Annotated in this window: 19 protein-coding genes; 11 read left to right on the top strand and 8 right to left on the bottom strand. The window is 45.8% G+C overall.

Translation table 11 applies throughout. The features are described 5' to 3' along the window. Positions 1-5: 5 nt before the first annotated feature. The 4 genes from ACVC9U_RS20755 to ACVC9U_RS20740 all read right to left on the bottom strand — a co-directional run bounded on the left by ACVC9U_RS20755 (position 6) and on the right by ACVC9U_RS20740 (position 5,453). Positions 6-1,337, bottom strand: coding sequence for an NAD-dependent malic enzyme (locus ACVC9U_RS20755; RefSeq protein ID WP_075751660.1), 1,332 nt, complete (start codon positions 1,335-1,337; stop codon positions 6-8). A 34-nt stretch (positions 1,338-1,371) separates the two neighbouring features. Beyond that, positions 1,372-2,769, bottom strand: a complete 1,398-nt coding sequence (gene nhaC, locus ACVC9U_RS20750; RefSeq protein ID WP_075751661.1) for a Na+/H+ antiporter NhaC — start codon at positions 2,767-2,769, stop codon at positions 1,372-1,374. A gap of 244 nt (positions 2,770-3,013) precedes the next feature. After that, positions 3,014-4,441 carry an aspartate ammonia-lyase gene (aspA, locus tag ACVC9U_RS20745; RefSeq protein WP_069500850.1) on the bottom strand — a complete coding sequence of 476 codons (1,428 nt, stop codon included), beginning with the start codon at positions 4,439-4,441 and terminating at the stop codon, positions 3,014-3,016. 22 nt (positions 4,442-4,463) lie between these two features. Then, entirely contained in the window at positions 4,464-5,453 is a 990-nt protein-coding gene (locus ACVC9U_RS20740; protein WP_069500851.1) for an asparaginase, read from the bottom strand. Positions 5,454-5,668: 215 nt separating this feature from the next. On the opposite strand from ACVC9U_RS20740, the gene ACVC9U_RS20735 reads away from it, so the two are divergent. Continuing rightward, positions 5,669-6,016, top strand: coding sequence for a helix-turn-helix domain-containing protein (locus tag ACVC9U_RS20735; protein ID WP_020453443.1), 348 nt, complete (start codon positions 5,669-5,671; stop codon positions 6,014-6,016). Between the two features lie 86 nt (positions 6,017-6,102). On the opposite strand, the gene ACVC9U_RS20730 is transcribed toward ACVC9U_RS20735, so the two are convergent. Then, complete coding sequence (locus ACVC9U_RS20730; protein ID WP_069500852.1) at positions 6,103-7,149, bottom strand: lactonase family protein; 1,047 nt, start codon at positions 7,147-7,149, stop codon at positions 6,103-6,105. A gap of 205 nt (positions 7,150-7,354) precedes the next feature. Here ACVC9U_RS20730 and ACVC9U_RS20725 point away from each other — a divergent pair, with 205 nt between their 5' ends. The 8 genes from ACVC9U_RS20725 to ACVC9U_RS20690 all read left to right on the top strand — a co-directional run bounded on the left by ACVC9U_RS20725 (position 7,355) and on the right by ACVC9U_RS20690 (position 13,933). Beyond that, positions 7,355-8,044 (top strand): response regulator transcription factor, encoded by a 690-nt coding sequence (locus ACVC9U_RS20725; RefSeq protein WP_069500928.1) that lies wholly within the window; start codon positions 7,355-7,357, stop codon positions 8,042-8,044. Beyond that, positions 8,041-9,021, top strand: coding sequence for a sensor histidine kinase (locus ACVC9U_RS20720; protein WP_069500853.1), 981 nt, complete (start codon positions 8,041-8,043; stop codon positions 9,019-9,021). The genes ACVC9U_RS20725 and ACVC9U_RS20720 overlap by 4 nt, the downstream gene beginning before the upstream one ends. Positions 9,022-9,184: 163 nt before the next feature. Next, positions 9,185-10,111 carry a DUF418 domain-containing protein gene (locus tag ACVC9U_RS20715; RefSeq protein ID WP_392388744.1) on the top strand — a complete coding sequence of 309 codons (927 nt, stop codon included), beginning with the start codon at positions 9,185-9,187 and terminating at the stop codon, positions 10,109-10,111. Further along, the gene (locus tag ACVC9U_RS20710; RefSeq protein ID WP_069500855.1) at positions 10,089-10,862 is read left to right on the top strand and encodes an ABC transporter ATP-binding protein; all 774 of its coding nucleotides are present in this window, start codon (positions 10,089-10,091) and stop codon (positions 10,860-10,862) included. Before ACVC9U_RS20715 ends, ACVC9U_RS20710 begins: the two co-directional genes overlap by 23 nt. Next, on the top strand, positions 10,837-12,714 hold the full coding sequence (locus ACVC9U_RS20705; RefSeq protein WP_069500856.1) for an FtsX-like permease family protein: 1,878 nt from the start codon (positions 10,837-10,839) through the stop codon (positions 12,712-12,714). The genes ACVC9U_RS20710 and ACVC9U_RS20705 overlap by 26 nt, the downstream gene beginning before the upstream one ends. Before the next feature lie 6 nt (positions 12,715-12,720). Further along, complete coding sequence (locus ACVC9U_RS20700; protein WP_069500857.1) at positions 12,721-13,074, top strand: YxeA family protein; 354 nt, start codon at positions 12,721-12,723, stop codon at positions 13,072-13,074. Positions 13,075-13,190: 116 nt separating this feature from the next. Then, on the top strand, positions 13,191-13,370 hold the full coding sequence (locus tag ACVC9U_RS20695; RefSeq protein WP_069500858.1) for a hypothetical protein: 180 nt from the start codon (positions 13,191-13,193) through the stop codon (positions 13,368-13,370). 311 nt (positions 13,371-13,681) lie between these two features. Beyond that, complete coding sequence (locus ACVC9U_RS20690) at positions 13,682-13,933, top strand: hypothetical protein (RefSeq protein WP_069500859.1); 252 nt, start codon at positions 13,682-13,684, stop codon at positions 13,931-13,933. A 32-nt stretch (positions 13,934-13,965) separates the two neighbouring features. Here ACVC9U_RS20690 and ACVC9U_RS20685 read toward each other — a convergent pair whose 3' ends face one another. Then, complete coding sequence (locus ACVC9U_RS20685; RefSeq protein ID WP_075751662.1) at positions 13,966-14,805, bottom strand: polysaccharide deacetylase family protein; 840 nt, start codon at positions 14,803-14,805, stop codon at positions 13,966-13,968. A 60-nt stretch (positions 14,806-14,865) separates the two neighbouring features. After that, on the bottom strand, positions 14,866-16,290 hold the full coding sequence (pdxR, locus tag ACVC9U_RS20680; RefSeq protein ID WP_154495468.1) for a MocR-like pyridoxine biosynthesis transcription factor PdxR: 1,425 nt from the start codon (positions 16,288-16,290) through the stop codon (positions 14,866-14,868). A 94-nt stretch (positions 16,291-16,384) separates the two neighbouring features. Here pdxR and ACVC9U_RS20675 point away from each other — a divergent pair, with 94 nt between their 5' ends. Beyond that, complete coding sequence (locus tag ACVC9U_RS20675) at positions 16,385-16,933, top strand: pyridoxamine 5'-phosphate oxidase family protein (RefSeq protein WP_154495466.1); 549 nt, start codon at positions 16,385-16,387, stop codon at positions 16,931-16,933. 18 nt (positions 16,934-16,951) lie between these two features. Here the strand turns inward: ACVC9U_RS20675 and ACVC9U_RS20670 are convergent, their stop codons facing one another. Further along, positions 16,952-19,210 carry a glycosyltransferase gene (locus ACVC9U_RS20670; RefSeq protein WP_075751663.1) on the bottom strand — a complete coding sequence of 753 codons (2,259 nt, stop codon included), beginning with the start codon at positions 19,208-19,210 and terminating at the stop codon, positions 16,952-16,954. A 571-nt stretch (positions 19,211-19,781) separates the two neighbouring features. Here ACVC9U_RS20670 and cimH point away from each other — a divergent pair. Continuing rightward, the gene (gene cimH, locus ACVC9U_RS20665; protein ID WP_075751664.1) at positions 19,782-21,134 is read left to right on the top strand and encodes a citrate/malate transporter CimH; all 1,353 of its coding nucleotides are present in this window, start codon (positions 19,782-19,784) and stop codon (positions 21,132-21,134) included. Positions 21,135-21,343 lie beyond the last annotated feature (209 nt).

The raw sequence follows: 21,343 nt of genomic DNA, 5'->3' as shown, positions 1-21,343 counted from the left end.
TTTCTTTATCCGTTCATTTTTCCCATCTCTGAAAGTGCGACCCTTTCGACTGCTTTGGCCACAATCTCGTGAACATCAGGATTCAGCGGATCAGGCACGAGATCGCCTTGTTTTGTGCAGGATGCGATCGCTTCGGCGGCCGCGACCAGCATCGGGTGGCTGATCGATTCCGCTCCGGCATTTAACACGCCCCTGAAAATACCGGGGAACCCCAGCACATTGTTGACAGACCGTCCATCCGCAGCGTAGGCTGCCCCGGCCTCGAGCGCATCCTCAGGCTCAATCTCCGGCTTCGGATTGGACAGAGCCAAAATCACCTGGCCTTCCCGAACCCATTTCTTATTGATCAATCCCGGAACACCGGTTGTCGCAACGATGATATCGCAGCTTTCCATCAATTCTTCGATGCTTTCAGCCGCATGACCGCCATAGTTCTCTAAACGCGCCATCGCCTCAAGCGATTTATCCGTTCCGACGACACGTTTTACCCCATATGCCATAAACATTCTGCAGATCGCGACCCCTGCCGCACCCAGGCCGATTTGGCCGACATGGGCCTGCTTCAGATCGACCCCTGCACTCTTGGCGGCTGAAATGGCGGCCGCCAGCGTCACCACCGCAGTACCGTGCTGGTCGTCATGCATGACCGGAATATTCAGGTCGTTTTTCAGGCGCTCTTCGATTTCAAAACAATGCGGTGAACCGATGTCTTCAAGCAAAATACCGCTAAATCCGGGCGCGATGTTTTTAACCGTCCGCACGATTTCGTCAGGATCATTCGTATCAAGCAGAATCGGAATTCCGCTGATGTCTGCTAGCTGGTCGAAAAGTGCGGCCTTCCCTTCCATAACAGGCATTCCCGCCACAGGCCCAATGTCTCCCAAGCCAAGGATGGCCGTACCGTCCGTGACAATTGCAACCGAATTGCCGATGCCAGTATAGATATTCGCTTTTTGCGGCTCTTCTTTAATAAGCTCGCACACATTCGCGACACCCGGCGTATACACCCGCCGCAGATCAGCGAGCGAGCGGATCGGCATCTTGCTTTTCATGCGGATTTTGCCGCCTTCATGTGCAGCCAGCACGTCATCTGAAACGGTATGAAGATGGATGCCTTCTTTTAAGTTGCGGATCACTTCAAGGATCTCGGTAAGCTGTTCTTCATGCTCAACTTGAACCGTAATGTTCCGCATCGTATAATTCGGCCCCACCTTGATCGTTTCAACCTCTCCGATATCACCGCCGGCAAGGCCGATCGCCGTTGTCACCTTTCCAAGGTTTCCTGGTGCTGAAGGGATTTCCAGCATCAAATTCCGAATAATATTGTTGCCATTCATAACAGAATACCTCCATCAATTGTTTTAAAATCGGCTACTGAACCGGCGAGTCTTTTTTATCGGTGTACCAAATAAATTTACCTGTGTATCCGTACAAAATCGCAAGGCCGATTGAAACAAAGCTCAGCCACATGAACGGCAGATAAGAGAAGGTTGACACGCCGAGAATCCCCGCCATATATATGCCGTTGTCTGACCACGGCACCATGCCCGACGTCATCGTACCGCCGACTTCCGCGTTTCTGGACAGCACCCTCCGGTCAATTCCGAGCTTGTCATAGCTTTTCTCCATAATTTTCGGCGTCAAAATGAGCGAGACGTACATCGCGCAGCCAAACACATTCGCCAGGAAAGCGACGATAATCGTCGAGAATGTGACGTTGCCGGCAGAAGTCAGCTTTTGCTGGAACTTGGACACGATCACTTTTAAAACGCCTAAGTGCTCCAAAAGGCCGCCAAAGCCCAGACCGAGAATGATGACGACGACCGAACCGAGCATGCCTTGAATTCCTCCGCGGTTTAAGAGCTCGTCCATAAATTTGATCCCGGTCTCGATGGAAAAGCCGTTGTAAGCCGTGCCAAGTGCATCCGCAAAGTTCATGCCTTGGAAGACCGCAGCCCAGATCGCCCCCAAAAGTGCGCCGATCGCGATCGTCGGCACAGACGGCTTTCTCATGGCCAAAAGAACGATAACGATAACAGCCGGAACAAGCATCCAAATATGAATATCAAACGTGTTTTGCAAAGAAGTTTTCAAAAATTCGACTTTCTGCAAATCGACATTTTTACTACCGTAAATAAATCCGGTAATGGTGAACAACACCGCCGTGATCAAATAGGCGGGTACCGACAAGTACAGCATCGCTCTGACATGAGTAATCACTTCGACCTTTGAAAGAGATGACGCAAGCACTGTACTATCGGAAAGCGGTGATAATTTATCTCCGAAATAGGCTCCGGACAGCACGGCTCCGGCTACAAGCGGAAGCGGTAGCCCCAGCCCTTCACCGATTGCCATCATGGCGATCCCGGCCGTTCCTACAGTACCCCAAGACGTACCTGTGGCCACAGAGGTGATCGAACAAATAATGAGCGTGGCAAGCAGGAATATGCTCGGGTGGATAAACTCAAGCCCGTAATAAATCAAAGTCGGCACAACGCCGCCGGCTATCCATGTGCCGATCAGCGCGCCGACGGCAATCAGGATCAATATCGCTTCGAGTCCGTTTGAAATTCCGTTTGTAATCGATTTTTGCAAATCTTCATACCGGTGTCCCAGGCGCAGACCGAGCAAAATCACTAAAAACCATGAAATAAACAATGCCAGCTGAATCGGCAGATCAAATTTGACTGTAAATGAACAAACTATCGCTAAAAATGCACCTAATACACAAATGATTTCCAACATTGATGGCAACCGTGCTGTTTTCAACCTAAATCCCCCTTATTATTGAAACGCTTTCAAAATAAACTACATAAAAATAGCAATCTGCTTCAATTTTTTCTTAAAAATTTAACTAACAACGAACAGTATACCATGAAAAAGGCTTATGCGGTACCACTTCACCGCTGTTATCCTTTCTCTTCATAAAGTTATTGAAGGAAAGCGAAAACACTCTGTGTTTCTATCCCGGTAAAATGCTTCAGAGTGTTTTCGCGTACTGTTTTTTTCCAGCTTAATCCCGATTTAAAAGTTCAGCCCCGGCAATTCCCGGTTTTGTCATTTCATAAGGATTCAAAATCAGATCAAGCTCTTCTTCAGTCAACACGTCGTTTTGAAGACAGAGATCGCGGACGGATTGCCCTGTTAAAATCGCTTCTCTTGCAATTCTTGCAGCTGCTTCGTAGCCAAGATGCGGGTTGACCGCAGTAATGACGCCTGCGCTTTTTTCTACATATGCCTTTAAGCGTTTTTCATTCGCTTCGATTCCTGCTACACAGTGATCGGTAAACGAACGGAATCCGTTGTTCATGATGCTGATGGATTGCAGGAGATTAAAGACGAGCACAGGCTCCATCACGTTCAGTTCGAGCTGTCCGGCTTCAGAAGCAAGACAGATCGTATTGTCGTTTCCGATGACTTGGAATGCGATTTGGTTGATCAGCTCAGCCATAACCGGATTGACTTTCCCCGGCATGATGGATGAACCCGGCTGTCTTGCCGGAAGGGAAATCTCGGCAAGTCCTGCGCGCGGACCCGATGCCATCAACCGAAGGTCGTTGGCTATTTTCGACATGTTCATCATGCATACTTTTAATGCAGCCGAAACTTCTGTGTACGCGTCCGTATTTTGCGTCGCATCCACCAGATGGTCAGCGCCGATTAGCGGAAGACCGCTGATCTCAGCCAAGTGCTTGACAACATTTTCAATATAGCGCGGATCCGCGTTCAATCCCGTTCCAACCGCAGTAGCGCCCATATTGACTTCATACAGATGCTGGCGCGATTGTTTAATCCGTTTGATGTCGCGTTCAATCACGCGGCTGTAGGCTTCAAATTCCTGTCCAAGGCGGATCGGCACGGCGTCTTGAAGATGTGTGCGGCCCATTTTAATGACGTGGTCAAAGTCGCGCGCTTTTTTCTTAAACGCGTCAAGCATGTATTCCATTGTGTCCAGCAGCTTTTCCAGCTGCTTGAGCGTTGAAATGTGAATCGCCGTCGGGAATACGTCGTTTGTCGATTGAGACATATTGACGTGCGTATTCGGACTCAGATGAATATATTCGCCTTTCTTGTGGCCGAGCAGTTCAAGTGCACGGTTTCCGATGACTTCGTTCGCGTTCATATTCATTGAAGTGCCTGCGCCGCCTTGAATCGGATCAACGATGAATTGATCGTGCAGCTTTCCTTCAAGGATCTCATCAGCGGCTTGGACGATGGCATCTCCAAGGCCTTTATAAAGACGTTTTGTCTCCATGTTGGCAAGCGCGGCCGCTTTTTTTACCACTGCCAGCGCCTTGATCATTTCTTCGTGGATTTTATATCCTGTAATCGGAAAATTCTCCGCTGCCCGCAATGTCTGAATACCGTAGTAGACATCGGCCGGAATCTTTTTTTCTCCGAGAAAATCCTTTTCCGTCCGGTATGTCATTTCAGTTTTCATTTTTTAACCCTGCTTTCTTTTTTTAGATGATGATATCGTCTGCAATTGGCGTTTCCATAATCTTTTTGACTTCAGCTTGTTGTCCGGTTTTTCCTAGTGCCCACATCAGCTTCGGAACGATCGCTTCGGTGTTCATATTCCTCGAGCGGATGATGGCATCCTGGTTTACCTTGCGGCCGACCTCGTAAATGCTCATATCCTCTCCTTCTTCAAGGCATTGCGTCGTAATCGCTACGACTACTCCGGAATCGATCAGCTCGTTCACTTTTTCTAAAATGTTTCTTTTCTCAAAAGGAATGCCGCCGCTTCCGTAGCTCTCAATCACAATACCTTTATATGAACCTTTCAGACAATCAAAAAACTCAGGCTTTAATCCGGGATGAAGCTTCACCAGACAAACATCGGTATTTAAGGAAGTATCAAGTTTCAAAGCGCCTGGCTTCACTTCGGGAACCCGTTTGTTATACTCGATCTCCTTGTCATGAATGAAAGCAACGTAAGGATAATTGATGCTTTCAAATGCATCGTAGCTTTTCGTTCTTAATTTGATCGCTCTCGTGCCTAAAATGACGCGGCCGTCAAAGACGACGTAAACTCCGCCGATACCGTCGCACGCGAAGCGGACCGCATCTTTAATATTTTTTTTCGCATCCGTTTTCTTAAATGTAATCGGAACTTGGGAACCCGTAATCGCAACAGGCTTATCAATATTCTGCAGCATGTATGAAAGCGCCGCCGAGGTGTAGGCCATCGTATCGGTTCCGTGCGTGATCACAAATCCGTCGTAGCGGCTGTAATTCTCATATACAGCCTCAGCCATCATCACCCAATGTTCAGGTTGCATGTTGGTGCTGTCTATATCCATTAAAGATTGGCAATCTATCGTATAATTAGAATGGTCATCAGATAAATAGTTGAGAAGCTCTTCCGCTTTAACCCCCGGAGCCAGTCCGTTTTCGCCTTCTACTGAAGCGATGGTCCCGCCGGTGGTCAACAGCAGTAACTTTTTCATGTGCTACACCTCTTTAAGAAGTAGTTTTATACAGTATAAAGCAAGATCGATTTTATCTAAGAAGGCTTGATGCATCAGGAATGTATACGCTTTATGCGTACCTTCAATGCAATTATAGTCCTCAAATGTGAAATAATCAAGAAACTTTATTCATTTCGCGTACACTTTTACTGATAATGTGCTATAATCACTGTGTATCAAAAGGAGCGTAAGATATGAATTTAGATCGATTAACAACACTGAGAAAAAATAAAAAATGGTCATTGCAATATACTGCCGACCGCCTCGGTATTGCGAAAAGCACTTACGCGGGCTATGAATCGGGCTACCGCCGTCCTTCTTTAGAGGCGCTTATCGAAATCGCTGATTTATTCAATACTTCCACTGATTTTTTGCTTGGCAGAGTTGACGATCCCCGGGATGAAAAGGCTAAAAACGAAGCCATTGAACTGACGGAATGGGATAAGCTCAAGCTGGCAGTCGACGGGACGCTTCTTTCCGAAGAAGAAATCAAGCAGATGGTTGCGTTTATCAAGGTCAAAAAAGAGCTGGATGCGGGGTAAAATGACAGCGGTTAACCGCATGCTGCAAGTGTTATAAAAAGAAAAAAACTTGACTGGCTAAAAAGGCCAGTCAAGTTTTTTTGCTTTTATTGATGTAAAAATTTAACGCAAACCGCTTCAGGAGCAGGAACTCCGGACTGCAAAAGCGTCAGCCGGCCCGTTGTCCGGTCTCTTTCAAACAATGTCAATGTCCCTGTTTCCTGGTTGGAAGCGATTAAAAATTGCTCTGAAGGATCAATCTCAAAGTCGCGCGGCCATTCCCCTTCAGTTGATACGTGTTCAACCAGGGAAAGTTCGCCCGAATACTCGTTGATGCTGAAGACGGCAATGCTGTCGTGTCCGCGGTTTGAAGCGTATACAAATTTGCCGTCTTTAGTGACATGGATGGCGCCGCCTTGGCTCGCACCGTCAAAGCCTTCCGGCAATGCCGAAATGACTTGAATCTCCCTGAATTCACCCAAATCAGGGTTGTATGCCAACACGATGACTTCATTGCTCAGCTCCGTTAATACATACGCATACTTTTCCTGCGGATGGAACTCAATATGCCTCGGCCCTGACCCCGGTGCAGTTGCGTGTTTTTTCACCGCTTCAAGCCGGTCCTCTTTCAATTGATACGTAATGATATGATCCGTACCGAGATCGACGGCTACTGCATACTTCTCATCAGGTGTGAATCCGGAATAATGGGTATGCGCTTTTTCCTGCCTCTCATGCGGTCCTGTTCCCTCATGCTGCACTTTTGCTGAAGGCTCAAGCAAGCCGCGGCTTTCATTTAAAGGGTATGCCATGATCGTCCCGTTGTGGTAATTGGCGGACAGAACATAATGGTTATTCTGATCGACGCTGACATGGCAAGGTGACGGTCCTTCCCCGGCCTGCTGGTTGACGAAAGTCAGCTCTCCTGTGGAACCGTCAACACGGTATGCGGCAACCCCGCCTTTATCGCCGTCTTTGACCACTGCATAGAGCATTTCATTGTCTTTGGCGATATTCAAATATGTCGGACTGCCCAGCTTTGCTGCCGGCTTCGGCGTGCTTAACGCCTTTTTTTCCGTATCAAGCTCAAATGTATAAATCCCTTCGCTGTCAGCTTTAGTATATGTTCCGATATAACCTCTGTATTTTGCCATTTGATCCTCTCCTTTTTAGACAGTCGTCCATTCCTATTTTAACTCACAGAAACTGAATTATCATGATCTGGTATGCAAAAACCTTAAGCGCTCACATGAAAAACAACTTTTTATGATATTCTTAACATAAGAGATCTTCACTGCCGCTTTTATAATGGAATCGCTCATTTTCGGCAGCGGAGACTTGTTCATAGGAGTGTTCAAAATGACGAAAATCATGATTGTCGAAGACAGCGAAGACATTCGGAAGCTTTTACGCGATCATTTAGAAAAATACGGATACGAAACGGTTGCAGCGACTGATTTCACCTCTATCCTTGAAATGTTTCTTCAAGAGAAGCCCGATCTGGTATTGCTTGACATCAATCTGCCGTCATACGACGGGTACTACTGGTGCCGGCAAATCCGCCAGCATTCGACTTGTCCGATCATTTTCATTTCAGCGAGAAGCGGAGAAATGGATCAGGTCATGGCGATCGAAAACGGCGGCGATGATTATATAGAAAAGCCTTTTTCATATGAGGTGGTGCTCGCTAAAATTAAAGGCCAAATTCGCAGGGCATTTGGAGAATACGCCGTTAAACAAGGAGAAAAAGTGATTGAATTTGAAGGCGTCCAGCTGTTTGTCGAACGTTTTGAGCTGCGCTGCCGGGATGAGAAGCTCGAGCTTTCAAAAAAGGAAAGCAAACTCTTGGAAGTGCTGCTTGAAAGAGGAGAAAAAGTGACAAGCAGAGACCGGTTAATGGAGAAGACATGGGAAACCGATACATTTATAGATGAAAACACGTTAAATGTCTATATTACAAGGATTCGCAAAAAATTGCGAAGCTTGGACGCGCCCTTCTCAATTGAATCAGTGCGGGGCGAAGGGTATCAGCTGAGGGCGAAATCATGAAGCTGTTTCTAAAAAACCATGCCGTTCTCATTCTTCTGTTTCTTTTTCAGGGCGGATTCGTGTTTTTTTACTATTGGTTTGCCGGCATGCAGACTTTCACTCACCTTTTTTACATTCTCGGCGTTCAGCTTCTGGCGCTGGCGCTTTATCTTTCGTACAAATGGTATGAAGAACACAGAGTCTACCAGTGGGTCAGCTCAGAACAAAAAGATACAGAAATTCCTTTTTTGGGGACGTCTGAATTTTGCTCAGAGCTCTATGAAAAACATATGGAGCTGAGCCGGCTCCACCACCGCAAAATACATGAGATGGAGTCCAAGCTGGAAGACAGGGTAACCTACATGAATCAATGGGTGCATCAGGTGAAAACACCGCTTTCCGTCATCAATCTGATCATCCAGGAAGAGGACGAACCCGTTTTTAAACAAATCAAAAAAGAAGTCCAGCAGATTGAATACGGACTGGAAACGCTCCTCTATTCATCAAGACTTGACCTGTTTGAAAAGGATTTTAAAATTGAAGCCGTGTCACTTGGCGAGCTGCTTAATTCGCAGATTCAGCGCTATAAACGCTATTTTATACAGCACCGGGTCTATCCAAATAAACAGGTTCCCGCTGAAGACGCCGTTATTTACTCTGATCGAAAATGGCTCAAATTTGCCGTTGGCCAAGTCATCACCAACGCTGTGAAGTATTCGTCAGGAAGAAGCGAACGCATCGATATGACGATATTCCGTAAAGGCGAACGCATCATCCTGGAAATCAAAGATTATGGAGTCGGAATTCCTTCACAAGATTTGAAAAGGGTATTTGAGCCTTATTACACCGGGGAAAACGGACGGCGCTTTCAGGAATCAACAGGCATCGGCCTCTACCTTGTAAAAGAGATTGCGGAAAAGCTCAATTATGATGTGAGCATCGCTTCAGAAGTTGGAAAAGGGACGGCTGTTCAATTTTCGTTCCTTACAAAAATGTAAGTCTTCTTTAATAAAACCGCATAGCTCATCCACATCCTCCTTGATATGATTTGTTTACAAAACAAACGTAGAAAGGAGGATTTTTCATATGCAGTCCAAGTCTTTGAAAAGAATCGACACACTCGACTATATACGAGGATTCGCTTTATGCGGAATCATTTTTATGAATATAGATGTGCTGGCGATGATCGACTCCAGAACAGGCGGGCCCATCAGCCATTTGATCGCCCAAATCAAACCGTATGTGTTTGAACAGCGCTTTTATGTCATTTTTTCCTTTTTGTTCGGAGTAGGCTTTTATTTGTTTTTATCTCGCGCTGAACAAAAAAACGCAAATGGGCATTTAATGTTTTTTCGACGACTGGTTGCACTCGCCTTTTTCGGAGCAATTCACCAGCTGGTGCAGCCGGGTGAGGCGCTGCTTCCTTATGCGATATTCGGATTTATCCTTTGGCCGTTTTATTCAATGCGACCCAAATGGATCCTGATCAGTTCATTCGTATTTATGGCAGCAGGAATCGGCTATTTTTACATGCTGAATACGCTGGCGATGTTTTTGCTTGGATTATGGGCAGGAAAAACCCGTATATTCGAGAACCTGTACGTCCATTTGCACGGTCTGCGGCGGATCGGCATCATTTCACTCATCGCCATCCCGGCGGCAATATATTTGCAGTACAAGTTTTACACCACTGAACACTTTGACCGGTTGACCGCTCTAGCAGGACTTGTCATGGGAGTTTTTTATGTATCAGCCTTCATTCAGATTTTGCAGGCGCCGTTTTTCAAGAAAATGCTTAAGCCCCTTCAATACATGGGGAGAATGTCTTTAACCAACTATATTGGACAAACCCTGATCATAATAGCATTTCTTCGCCTGACAGGAATGTATGGACACATCACCCATGCACAGGCCGTCATTCTTTGCATCTGCACACTGGCCATTCAAGCTTTCATAAGCGCATTTTGGCTGAGAGCATTCCGGATGGGCCCGCTGGAGTGGATGTGGAGAATCGCAACATACTGGAAGCGGGCACCACTAAAAAGCACCGCAAAAGGAGGATATCATGACAGACATGCTGATTGTTAAAAACATCAATAAAACATATAAAGGACAAGTCTCTCATCAAGCCTTAAAAGATATTTCATTCAATGTCGAGGGCGGTGAGTTCACGGCGATCATGGGGCCGTCCGGATCCGGAAAAACGACGCTTCTCAATATCATTTCGACGATTGACCGCCCCGATTCCGGCGACATTTTAATTCGCGGAGAAAATCCGCATCATCTGAAGAGGGCCAAGCTTGCCCACTTTCGCCGCAGGCAGCTCGGATTCGTATTCCAGGATTTTAATTTGCTGGATACGCTGACGATCGGTGAAAATATCATGCTGCCCTTAACGCTTGAAAATAAACCGCTTTCCGTCATGGAAGATAAACTTCAGGCGATTGCTGAAAAACTCGGCATCGAACAACTTCTGAATAAACGGACGTTTGAAGTATCCGGCGGACAAAAGCAGCGGGCGGCCATCGCAAGAGCAGTCATTCATCAGCCCGCTCTCATCCTCGCCGACGAACCGACGGGAAACCTCGATTCGAAGGCGTCAAAAGACGTGATGGAAACGATGCAGCACCTTAATGAAAACGACAATGCCACGATATTGATGGTCACGCATGACCCTGTTGCCGCAAGCTATTGCCGGCGCGTCATTTTTATTAAAGACGGAACATTATTCAACGAAATTTACCGCGGCGCCAACCGCCAAGTATTTTATGAAGAGATTCTGAATGTGCTGTCCATGCTGGGAGGAAACGCCAATGACCTTTCTTCAGTTCGCTTATAAAAACGTCGTCCGGAATAAAAGAGCCTATCTCGCCTTCTTTTTAAGCAGCGCGTTTTCAGTGATGATATTTTTCACATTTGCGATGCTTTTGTTCCACCCCGCTTTAGAGAAAGGCTATTTAAACAACATTGCAAAACGGGGATTATCGGTGGCTGAATGGATGATTTTCGCCTTTTCTATTCTGTTTGTGCTTTATTCCGTCAACGCCTTTCTCAAGTCGAGAAGCAGGGAATTCGGGATCCTCACCATCCAAGGAATCGCTCCGGGTCAATTGAGAAAGCTGATTACCGCAGAAAACATCATCATCGGCGTGCTTTCGATCGTTACAGGGATCATCGGCGGTCTGGTTTTTGCAAAAACATTCTTTACGGTCGGCGCTTATATTCTGGAAATGGACGCTTTGCCATTGTATATGCCTTGGAAAGCGCTGGCTCTCACAGCCGCCTGCTTTCTCACGCTGTTTATTTTGCTGTCGCAATTTACGGTTTTGTTTATTAAATCAAAAACCGTTACCAAGCTGATCAAAGGCACCGGGAAAATAAAACCTGAGCCAAAACCGTCCGTTATCTTTTCGGTCATCGGCATCGGCTGCCTCGGCTCAGGCTACTGGCTTGTATTGTTCGCCGACATCCATTTTCCCCAAGCCGTCACGATCTTAATTCTGACGATCATCGGGACTTATTTCTTCTTTAGCCAAAGCAGCATTTGGCTGCTCAGGTTGTTAAAAAAGCGGAAATCATATTATTTGCGTGGAAAAAACGTGCTATGGATATCGGATCTTGTCTACCGGCTGAAAGATAATGCCCGCCTGTTCTTTCTTGTCTGTATTATTTCAGCGGTCGCCTTTACCGCCACAGGCACATTGGCGATATACAAGACCTCTCTCGGAAAAATGGATTCTCAATATGAGATAGAGTACTTATCATACAGCGGGAACCACAAAGAACAAGCACACGTTAAGCTGATTGAACAAAAGCTGACGGACGGAGATTTTTCGTATACAAAGGAAGAAACAAAAGGAATCTATATCAGCTACAGCCAGGGAGATCTCGTTCCTCCGGTGCTTCTGATCTCTGAAGGCGAATTTCAAAAGCACTTCAAGTCAGATTCTGGTGAACTGAAAGACGGCGAGGCACTGTATTATCCGAACGCCTTTGAAGCAAAAGAAAAGCGGGAAGTTCCCGACACCTTGAACATGTTGAACAAAGATCTGAAGCCGGCAAGTGAACAGCTGAAAGTGAAAGGCATAAAAAAACCGCTCATTTCGTTAGACAGCATCGTCGTCGTAAACGGCAAAACCTTCGAAAAGCTGAAAACACAAGGCGAAGCCGTCACATTGTACGGCTATAAGTACAGCGGCTGGAAAAACAGCCTTGATATCAGCCAATCACTGAAAAACAGTATTTATGGAAACTATGCCAATATCCATTTTCAATTTGACGCAAAGGCTATTTCTTATTTTGAAACTGTTCAGCTTCCAAGCCTGAGTCTGTTTATCGGCCTTTTTATTGCGGTTCTCTTTTTTACGGCATCCGGAAGTTTTCTCTACTTCCGCCTGTTTACCGATCTTGAAGAAGATCAAGAGCGCTACCTGTCGCTCTCAAAAATCGGCCTGAGCGAAAAGGAAATGTCGCAGAGCGTGACGATTCAATTGGCCATCCTGTTCTTCTTTCCGTTCGCTCTTGCAGCAGTTCATACGTATTTTGCGATGAAGACGCTCGAGGCGCAGAGTCTTGGTCATTTTGCAGCTCCGGTCTTGATGACGATAGGCGGATTTCTGACCTTCCAACTATTATTCTTTATGATCATTCGAAAAAGCTATTTGAAAAAATTAAAAGGATTTTTAAGGTGATAAAATATGAAAAAAACAATTTCTCTGATTACAGCCGGTTTGGCTGTTGTATGCATCGGCTCTTTTCTGTTCATTCATAATGATGTGACAGACCGGTTCAATCCGCTTGTGAAGAAAGAAAACGTGTATGTCCAGATCAACAAAGACGGTAAGCATCTGAGCCCGGGCGGCTATGAGTACACGCTGGAAGGATATAATGACGCCGGTAAGGAAAAGGAAGTTACATTCTTCGCCGGCGGCTCCCTTCGAAAAAACGCCTACCTAAAGGTACACGCGAAAGGAAAATACGTTCAGACATGGGAAGAAGTGCAGCCCGGCGATATGCCGAGTGCAGTTCGGGCCAAATTGATCAAGCAGTAAAAAAACGGCGTCTAAGCCGTTTTTTCTATGAATCACTATATTTTTACAAAATTCCGAAACTTCTCGGCCTGTTGTTCGTATAAAAACAAAGGTCATATTGGTTAGGAGGTTTTCATATGATTGTTGGAATGATCGGTTTTATCTTGGTAGTATTCTTCCTCTACGCCGCCATGGCACCGTCTGACGGAAACAACAGCGGCAGCAGCTCTTCAACTTTTTTTGTCGGGGGTCCTGATTCATCCGGCGACAGCGGAAGTGATTGCGGTGGCGGCGGTGATGGCGGCGGTGGCTGTTAAGACCTGCGGGCTGCCTTTACCCATCTTCTGCTCGGACCCTTAGGCTGTATGCAGTTCTTGCTGCAGTCAGCCGGGTATGTTCCAGCCATCTCACTTCATCATTCATTCACCATCTAACTCCAAATACGGGATCATCAATCCAGTTGTTTAACCAGACTTCCGATTGGGAATGATGTAAAGACAGCAGATTCCCGATCTTCAAACGATTTAAAAGTCACAATTAATCGATTCTGTTACAAAATATATAAAACTTTGCACCTACTTGTTCGATATTAAAAGAAGACATTCACGATAAGGAGGGTTTTTTCCAGATGATTTTTTTACTGGTTTTATTGGCTCTGTTTATTTTGTATTCATTCTTTTTTGACAAGAACAACAAAAGTTCTTATAAAAAAGCGGCACCGAAAAGCAGAATATTGATCCGCCAGGCAGCCGTGCCGACCGGATTTTTGAGGGTAATCGAAACCGCACCCGGGCAGACGGCAAACCGCCGAACCTCCGAAAGTATGCGCCCGAATCTGCGGCTTGTCATGAGCCCGACGCACCAAAACGAAAAAAAATAAGGAAAGCGGCATCATGATAAATGCCGTCTTTCCTATTGTCTGCTGTGTTCCACCATTCTCCCAAAGGCGTCCGGCGACATCCCCGGCGAGATTCGGACGCGGTGGAGCGCATGCATCCCCTGCTCCCTAGATGCCGCTCCCGGTTCTGTCGTGACAGCCATTTGATAGCCTGCCTCGTTTGCCAGCTTCAGCGTATCTTCGTTATAGCGCCCGACCGGATAACTCAGCATAACCGTGTTTTGGCTGAACATGCGATCAAACAGCGCTTTGGAACGCGTCATTTCATCGAGCTGCTGTCCCGGTGCCAGCCCGTTCAATTCAACGTGATGAATGGTATGGCTTTGAATCGAAATGCCGTTTCGCCTCATCTCATTCATTTGTTTCTCTGTCAAATGGTTCTTTCCGCCGACCGATTTGCCGATCATGAATACGGTCGCCTTCTGACCATATTCTTTAAGGATCGGAAAGGCTTTCGTAAAGTTATCTGTATAACCGTCATCAAACGTAATCAGCACGCATTTTTCACTCGGCATTTTATCTTGTGTTAAGACAATATAGGCTTCTTCAGGTGTCAGTGTGTAATAGCCGTTATCCTTCAGCCATTTCATATGTCCGCGGAACTCCGCCTCCGGTACGCGCAGGCTGTTTCCTGTGGAAATGCTGTGATACATGAGAATCGGAATGCGGGCGGGGCTCTTCACTTTGAGCCAATTGGATGATGGATCATGTTCTGCCTGCTGTTTTGATTGTTTTGCCGCTTTTTGAGCCGTATTTGGTTCTGTTTTTTCCTCTCCTTTTGTTTCATGACCGGAACACCCGTACAGCATCCCTATCAACATAAGCAGCACAAGTAACAGTTTCGTTTTTTTCACAATTATTCCCGCTTTCTATCTATTGAATCCTTTTTAATATCGGTGCGGAACTGGCATTTTTCACTGTTCCTGCTTTGATGAGGAGAGCCAAGCTTTACGCAGTCTGCTGATCCCTTCTTCAATTTCCGTTGCAGAAAGACCCCCAAATCCCGCCATGACGATGGAAGAGCTGCTTTCATGAGGCTCAAGCCAGAAATCTGATACCGGGTAAACTTTCACACCGAGTTTTTCCGCTTTATGTATGAGGTCTTGCGCATGTCGGCCTGTCTTCATCAAAATATGAAGCCCCGCTTTTTCGCCGATGATTTCCACTTCATTTCCGAAATGCGTTTTAATGGCCGAAATTAATGTTTTGTGCTTTTCTTGATAGACTTTTTTCATTTTTCGGATGTGCCTTTCGAAAAAACCTTCTTTCATAAATAAAAACATCGCTTTTTGAATGATGGGTGAAGCAGACTGGCTGTAGCGTCCAAGCTTTTCTTGAAATTCATCCGCCAGCTTTGAAGGCAGAACGATATAACTCAATCTCGCTCCCGGAAGAAATGACTTTGAAAAAGTCCCTAAATAAATGACATTTTCTTTTTTATCAAGCGCTTTTAAAGATGGAATAGGCCTGCCCTGATAGCGGAATTCGCTGTCATAGTCGTCTTCGATAATATAGGCCTTCTCACGGCTTGCCCATTCAAGTAATTTCAGCCTCTTTTGTATCGGCAGAACCATTCCATACGGAAACTGATGTGATGGTGTAATATAAACGAGTTTGGCCCCGGTTGCAGCAAGCTGTGACAAATTGACCCCATCCGTCTCCAGACCAATTGGCTGAATATCACATCCATGGTTAAGGAAAACAGAACGCACACCATCATATCCCGGATTTTCCGCCGCAACCAATCGGCCGTTCATTGAGAGCAGCTGGCAAAGAAGTCCGACTGCATACTGCGTACCGGAACAGATCACAATTTGCTCAGGTGCACAGCGGACACCTCTTGCCTGAAATAAATATTTCGCCAATTCCGTACGAAGACCGAAATCGCCTTTATGATGACCATACAGTAATAATTCATGATCTTCACTGTCCAATGCATTTTGCAGACAACGCCTCCATGTTTTGAACGGAAAATGGCTTAAATCGATATCACCATATTTAAAATCATACGTTGCCGCTGTAGCTTGTCCTGTTTCTTTGGATGCCCGGTTGGTATGAACCTTCAATTGACCAGGCGGTATCAGCGTTTTCTCCAAGGGAAGCACTTTGATGCCGATCCTTGGCCTGCTTTCTGTATAGCCTTCTGCAGTGAGCTGCTGATAGGCGCTTTCAACTGTATTTTTGCTTAGATGCAAATGCTCGCATAAGTAGCGGATCGGCGGCAAAAGAGTTCCCTCAGGGATGCCGCCGGTCTCAATTTCTGTTTTTATATATTGATATAGCTGCATATACAGAGGCGTTTTAAGCTGTTTATTGAGTAAAGGAGTTAATTCTATCATTTTCTGACCTCATCAAGTTTTCTATTATTGTCTCTTTTTAAAGGGACAATAACAACCTAAAATCATCTTAACAATAAAAAGGAGCGTGAATGTGATGGCTCATTCCATTCGGCAAAAACAGCTTGCCTGCACAGATGAAAAAAAGATTGATCAATTTTTAACAGAAGCGCAAACCGGATACCTCGGCTTGGCCGCAGATCAAGATCCATATGTGATCCCTTTGAATTTCGTCTGGAAAAAAGGCTTCATTTATTTTCACGGTGCCTCAGAGGGACGGAAAATGGACATGCTGCAAGAAAATCCTAATGTATGTTTCACAGTCAGCGAACAATATGGAACAATGGTTCATCCCATTCCCGCTAAAACCGATACCGCTTATATGAGTGTCATTCTTTTCGGCACAGCGTCAATCATCACAGACTTAGATGAAGCAACATCCGCGATGCAGGCTCTTCTCGACAAATACGTACCGGGATACTACAGTTCTCCGCTTCACAAAACACATGTCGAAAAGTACAGATCGAGTTTAGGCAGCAAAACCGTTGTCTTTAAAGTTCAGCCCCGAGAGATAACAGCTAAAGAAAACATGCTGAATCAAAGCATGAAATTCGAAAACGGGCGGACCGTACAGGAAGACCATTGACAAAAAAAGACCCGCAGCTTATGCTACCGGGTCTCCTATGGATTGTGCCGCATATCCATCTATAAATTTCAATCCCGCTGTGTACCGCTTTCTCCGCTTCTTTATCCAGCAGACGAGCGCCAGCCGCTGATCCGGATCCTTCTCATCGATACAAACCAGCACATGTTCATTCATCTCAAGCGGGACGCCGGATTCAATCTGACAGCCTGACAAGCTGATGTCCTTAATCATGATCTCGTGAGCGCCTTTCTCTGCATCATCGGGAAACAGCAGTGTTCCCAGACCTTGAAAGGCCTCGCGGACGTGTTTTCTCTTGAATGCATCCGGGCTTTTTTCAGTTTTCATGAAAAAGCGCAGCACTGTTGACAATGTATCAGCCCGCTTTTCCCGGTCGGCCTTTCTCGCATTTTCTTCATTGAACATAAAACCGATCAGCTTGACATACAATTCCTTGTCCATCTCTTTGAAGTGCAGTCCGATTTCAATGTCGTCCGCGTCTTTCGTCGTCCACATCACCCGAGCCGGCACTTTTCCGACCGCATCTATCATCAGACCGTCCACATGATAGTACATGTCCAAATCAGCCTGATAAGGCAGCCTGATACGCGCGCCCGTGTCGCTCACATCGATCAGTTCACATTCGTGCTCATCTCCTGAAACAGTGGAAAAAGCCGCCGGCTTGTTGACTGTGAACCGTTCAGATCTTCGAAATCTCGGCCTGTCAAAGGCAACGAGCAACGCAAGTATGAGACCTGTCATATTATAGAGAACCCAAAATAAATTATACGATGTGACGTTTATATCAAAAGTATGCAGAAATAAAAATTCATAAAGGGTTTTTCCGAGCGCAAACAGTGTCACTGCAAGCAGAATCGCACACGGCAGCGCCGTCGTATATTTGAATTTTCGCCGATCTGTGTTGACGCCCTTCGGTGTGACTTTAAAATCAAACCGCTTCTTGAAAATGAATTCCGACAAAGCCGATATCGCCATGTGCGGCGCCATCGAAGTATCGTAAATATGGCTCCAGCTCATGCTGCGCTGCCGGTCCGAAACAGCTTTAAATGAAAGGTAAGAACCTAAAAACGCAGGCAGCCAAAACGAGGTGATCGACCACAAATCGGTCTTTAAGCTATGTATGCCAAACAGCAAAAACAAGAGCGGCGCCAGGATGTAGACCATCTTAAAAACGCCGAAAAACCAAAAGAGAATACCGTCAAAATAAAGAATGCGCTGCATTGGTGTAAGACCTTTTAAGAAAAGCGGATTCCACTTCTTTCCGCACTGAATGTTTCCCCTGCACCAGCGGTCGCGCTGCTTCAAAAGATCCGTCCACGTTTCCGGCGAAAGACCGACGGCAAGCACTTCCTTGACGAAAACAGATTTAAATTTCGTTTGCAAAAGCATTCCGGTTGCCATATCCTCCGTAATCACGCCTGTCGCAAAACCGCCGATTTCCTCCAAAGCGTTTCTTCTGAAAACCGTATTGCTGCCGACGTACATAACGGCATTAAAACGGTCTTTCCCGGCCTGGAGCCTGCGCAAAAAAAAGTCCTGCTCATTCGGAATGTTCGCTCCGGAAAATAAATTGTACTGATAAGGATCTTCATTATAGAAGGCCTGAGGCGTTTGAACAAAAGCCACTTTTTCCTTCTTAAAATAGCCGACAGTTTTCTGTAAAAAAGAAGGAAGCGGGACCATATCGGCATCCATCGTCACAATCAGTTCCCCGTTCGAGCAGCTCATCGCATGGTTTAAATTCCCTGCTTTTGCATGCTTATTACTTGGCCTTGTAACGTAATGAACGCCAAGTTCCTCGGCCAGCTTTTTAATATCTGTCCGCCTTCCGTCATCACACAAATAAATGTTGACAAGCTCTTTTGGATAATCGAGGTTCAGACAGCCTGCCACTGACTTTTTCAGTACATGGCGCTCTTCGTTATAAGTTGCAATCAGAATATCAACGCTCGGCCAATGGTCTTGATCACCTAGCATTTCCGGCTCCCGCTTCCTTTCCTTCCATACTAGCGTATAAAAGACCAAGAGCTGTAAAAAGCCGATACATTCAGTTACAATCAGGATCACGCCCATCACGATGTCGGCGGGGCGAGAGACAGGCAGTGTATAGCCGAACCGCCAAACAATATACACGCCGTTCGTCATAAGGCACAATATGATTAAAAATCTCTTGAAACGCGGATTCATCCAAGATCCCAAATACCCGATGAGAATCAGGGCAATCATTGCTGCGGGATAGCAGTGTAAAATAAATTCCATTTTCTTCTCCTTATGTGCGGATAAAAACCCTTCTCAAAGGGTTTCTCCAAAGTATTCCTTTATTTCATTCTTTTGCACTCGAATATATTACCATCTTTAGACCTAAAATTCTTTAAAAATAATAAAAAATATAAGACTATAGACTCTTATTCAAAAAAACCATTAGGTTCATATTGATAACCCTCACATATATGCCATCTCAAGATTGAATCTTTTGTCGCAGACGTCCTGTGTCTGTTCGGAGACGGGAGCTGAATGTATCAACGGTTCACACAAGAAAAAAGGTCTCTGCTCCTAAATGTTTGATTTATTTTTGACGGATTAACAGCTTTTTTGTGTCGATTTTTATTCCAGTAAAAGGAGATTCGGGAATTACCGCATCAAAAAAAGCCTGAACAAGGCCATTAAACAGTGTCCAGACACGTCTTTAACCAAATGGAGCCGCTCTAGATCATCATGGGAAAACGGCTAGGTCTTCCTGCACGGTTGTCTGAATTTTGATTTTTTTAGTATACTTAATTTAGTTAAATAACTAGAGCAAGGGGATAACAAAAAGGATGGGGGAAAGAATATGGAAGTAAAAACAAAGGTACAACATATACCGATTCAAACAACAAAAGAACCGGATGAAAATTTTTTCGCAAGAGCAATGAATGTTAAAATCGGCATCATTCCGCTGCCCGTATACTTGCTGCTCTTCGCTTTGATTGTGACGTTTGTCTATATGCATGATCTGAAAAGCGACATTTTAACAGCCATTGCGGTTATGGGCTTTTTCGGATTCACCTTCGCCCAAATCGGAAAGTCGCTGCCGCTTCTTCGTTCTGTCGGCGGTGCCGCTATACTTGCGACGTTTATTCCTTCAGCTATCGTCTATTACCATCTCATTCCCGATGACATTATCAAATCAACAACTGAATTTACAGAAAACTCAAACTTTCTTTATTTGTTTATCTCAGCCATTGTAGTGGGAAGCATTTTAGGCATGAAAAGAGAAACGCTGGTCAGGGCGTTCATTAAAATTTTCATTCCGCTAATTGCAGGGACAATTGCCGCAGCGGCAGTCGGTCTAACAGTTGGTACAATGCTCGGCCTCGGATTTCAGCATACGCTTCTGTACATTGTGATTCCGATCATGGCCGGAGGGGTCGGCGAGGGAGCCATTCCGCTGTCCATCGGCTATTCGGAGATCATGCACATGTCACAAGGGGAAGCTTTTGCACTTGTCATTCCTTCTATTATGTTTGGAAGCTTAAGCGCTGTCATTTTGTCCGGGGTTTTAAACGTAATGGGAAAGAAAAAGCCTGAATGGACAGGCAACGGAAAAGTCGACCGTTTCGAAAGCGGGGACGCACTGCCGCTTGAAAGCCGCGACAAAGACAAAGAAAGCGTTTTTAATCTTTCCCACTTTGCATCGGGAGGCATTCTTGCCGTCTCACTATATTTAGTCGGTATGCTTTCACATGACTTGTTCGGATTTCCAGCACCCGTCATGATGCTTCTGCTGGCTGTTGCCGTGAAACTGTTTCGTTTGGCTCCGGCGAATTTGGAAAACGGCGCCTACGGCGTGTCACGCTTCTTTTCAACTGCTGTGACATATCCGCTGCTTTTTGCCATTGGCGTCTCCATGACACCGTGGGACAAGCTGATCGCTGCTTTTAATATCGCCAATATTATTACGATCGTATCTGTCGTGGTCACGATGATAGCCGTCGGCTTTTTTACAGGAAAGTGGCTGAACATGTACCCGATCGAAACCGCGATTATCAATGCCTGCCATTCAGGTCAGGGCGGAACGGGGGACATCGCCATTCTTAGCGCCGCAGAGCGCCTCGAGCTCATGCCGTTTGCTCAGGTGTCCACAAGAATCGGCGGAGCGATAACCGTTACACTGACATTGCTGCTGTTAGCCCAGTTTTATTGATGAATGAAAAAGCCTGCAGAGCAAAAAACTGCAGGCTTTATATTGTTGATAAATCCGAAAACGACTTTTAGTTTTGGGATTTTGTCATCCTTTCAGCGTGACCCGCAACCCTTGCAGTCTAGGAAGGCCGAGCATCTGAGCGGACTTTCACAGGAAGTGATGACGGCGGCGTTCAGGCAGGACGCCTGGGCGGTTAGCCGTTGAGTGAG

The organism is Bacillus sp. GM2, assembly GCF_056155945.1.
Note: the sequence above shows the minus strand (reverse complement) of the source record. Positions and strands in the feature narration are given on the sequence as shown.

Coding starts and splice junctions, on each gene's coding strand:
- ACVC9U_RS20755 (WP_075751660.1), bottom strand. CDS start 1,337: ATGAATGGCAACAATATTATTCGGAATTTGATGCTGGAAATCCCTTCA.
- ACVC9U_RS20710 (WP_069500855.1), top strand. CDS start 10,089: ATGACAGACATGCTGATTGTTAAAAACATCAATAAAACATATAAAGGA.
- ACVC9U_RS20700 (WP_069500857.1), top strand. CDS start 12,721: ATGAAAAAAACAATTTCTCTGATTACAGCCGGTTTGGCTGTTGTATGC.
- ACVC9U_RS20690 (WP_069500859.1), top strand. CDS start 13,682: ATGATTTTTTTACTGGTTTTATTGGCTCTGTTTATTTTGTATTCATTC.
- ACVC9U_RS20695 (WP_069500858.1), top strand. CDS start 13,191: ATGATTGTTGGAATGATCGGTTTTATCTTGGTAGTATTCTTCCTCTAC.
- ACVC9U_RS20730 (WP_069500852.1), bottom strand. CDS start 7,149: ATGGCAAAATACAGAGGTTATATCGGAACATATACTAAAGCTGACAGC.
- ACVC9U_RS20735 (WP_020453443.1), top strand. CDS start 5,669: ATGAATTTAGATCGATTAACAACACTGAGAAAAAATAAAAAATGGTCA.
- aspA (WP_069500850.1), bottom strand. CDS start 4,441: ATGAAAACTGAAATGACATACCGGACGGAAAAGGATTTTCTCGGAGAA.
- ACVC9U_RS20720 (WP_069500853.1), top strand. CDS start 8,041: ATGAAGCTGTTTCTAAAAAACCATGCCGTTCTCATTCTTCTGTTTCTT.
- ACVC9U_RS20675 (WP_154495466.1), top strand. CDS start 16,385: ATGGCTCATTCCATTCGGCAAAAACAGCTTGCCTGCACAGATGAAAAA.
- ACVC9U_RS20670 (WP_075751663.1), bottom strand. CDS start 19,210: ATGGAATTTATTTTACACTGCTATCCCGCAGCAATGATTGCCCTGATT.
- ACVC9U_RS20715 (WP_392388744.1), top strand. CDS start 9,185: ATGAATATAGATGTGCTGGCGATGATCGACTCCAGAACAGGCGGGCCC.
- cimH (WP_075751664.1), top strand. CDS start 19,782: ATGGAAGTAAAAACAAAGGTACAACATATACCGATTCAAACAACAAAA.
- ACVC9U_RS20705 (WP_069500856.1), top strand. CDS start 10,837: ATGACCTTTCTTCAGTTCGCTTATAAAAACGTCGTCCGGAATAAAAGA.
- pdxR (WP_154495468.1), bottom strand. CDS start 16,290: ATGATAGAATTAACTCCTTTACTCAATAAACAGCTTAAAACGCCTCTG.
- ACVC9U_RS20725 (WP_069500928.1), top strand. CDS start 7,355: ATGACGAAAATCATGATTGTCGAAGACAGCGAAGACATTCGGAAGCTT.
- ACVC9U_RS20740 (WP_069500851.1), bottom strand. CDS start 5,453: ATGAAAAAGTTACTGCTGTTGACCACCGGCGGGACCATCGCTTCAGTA.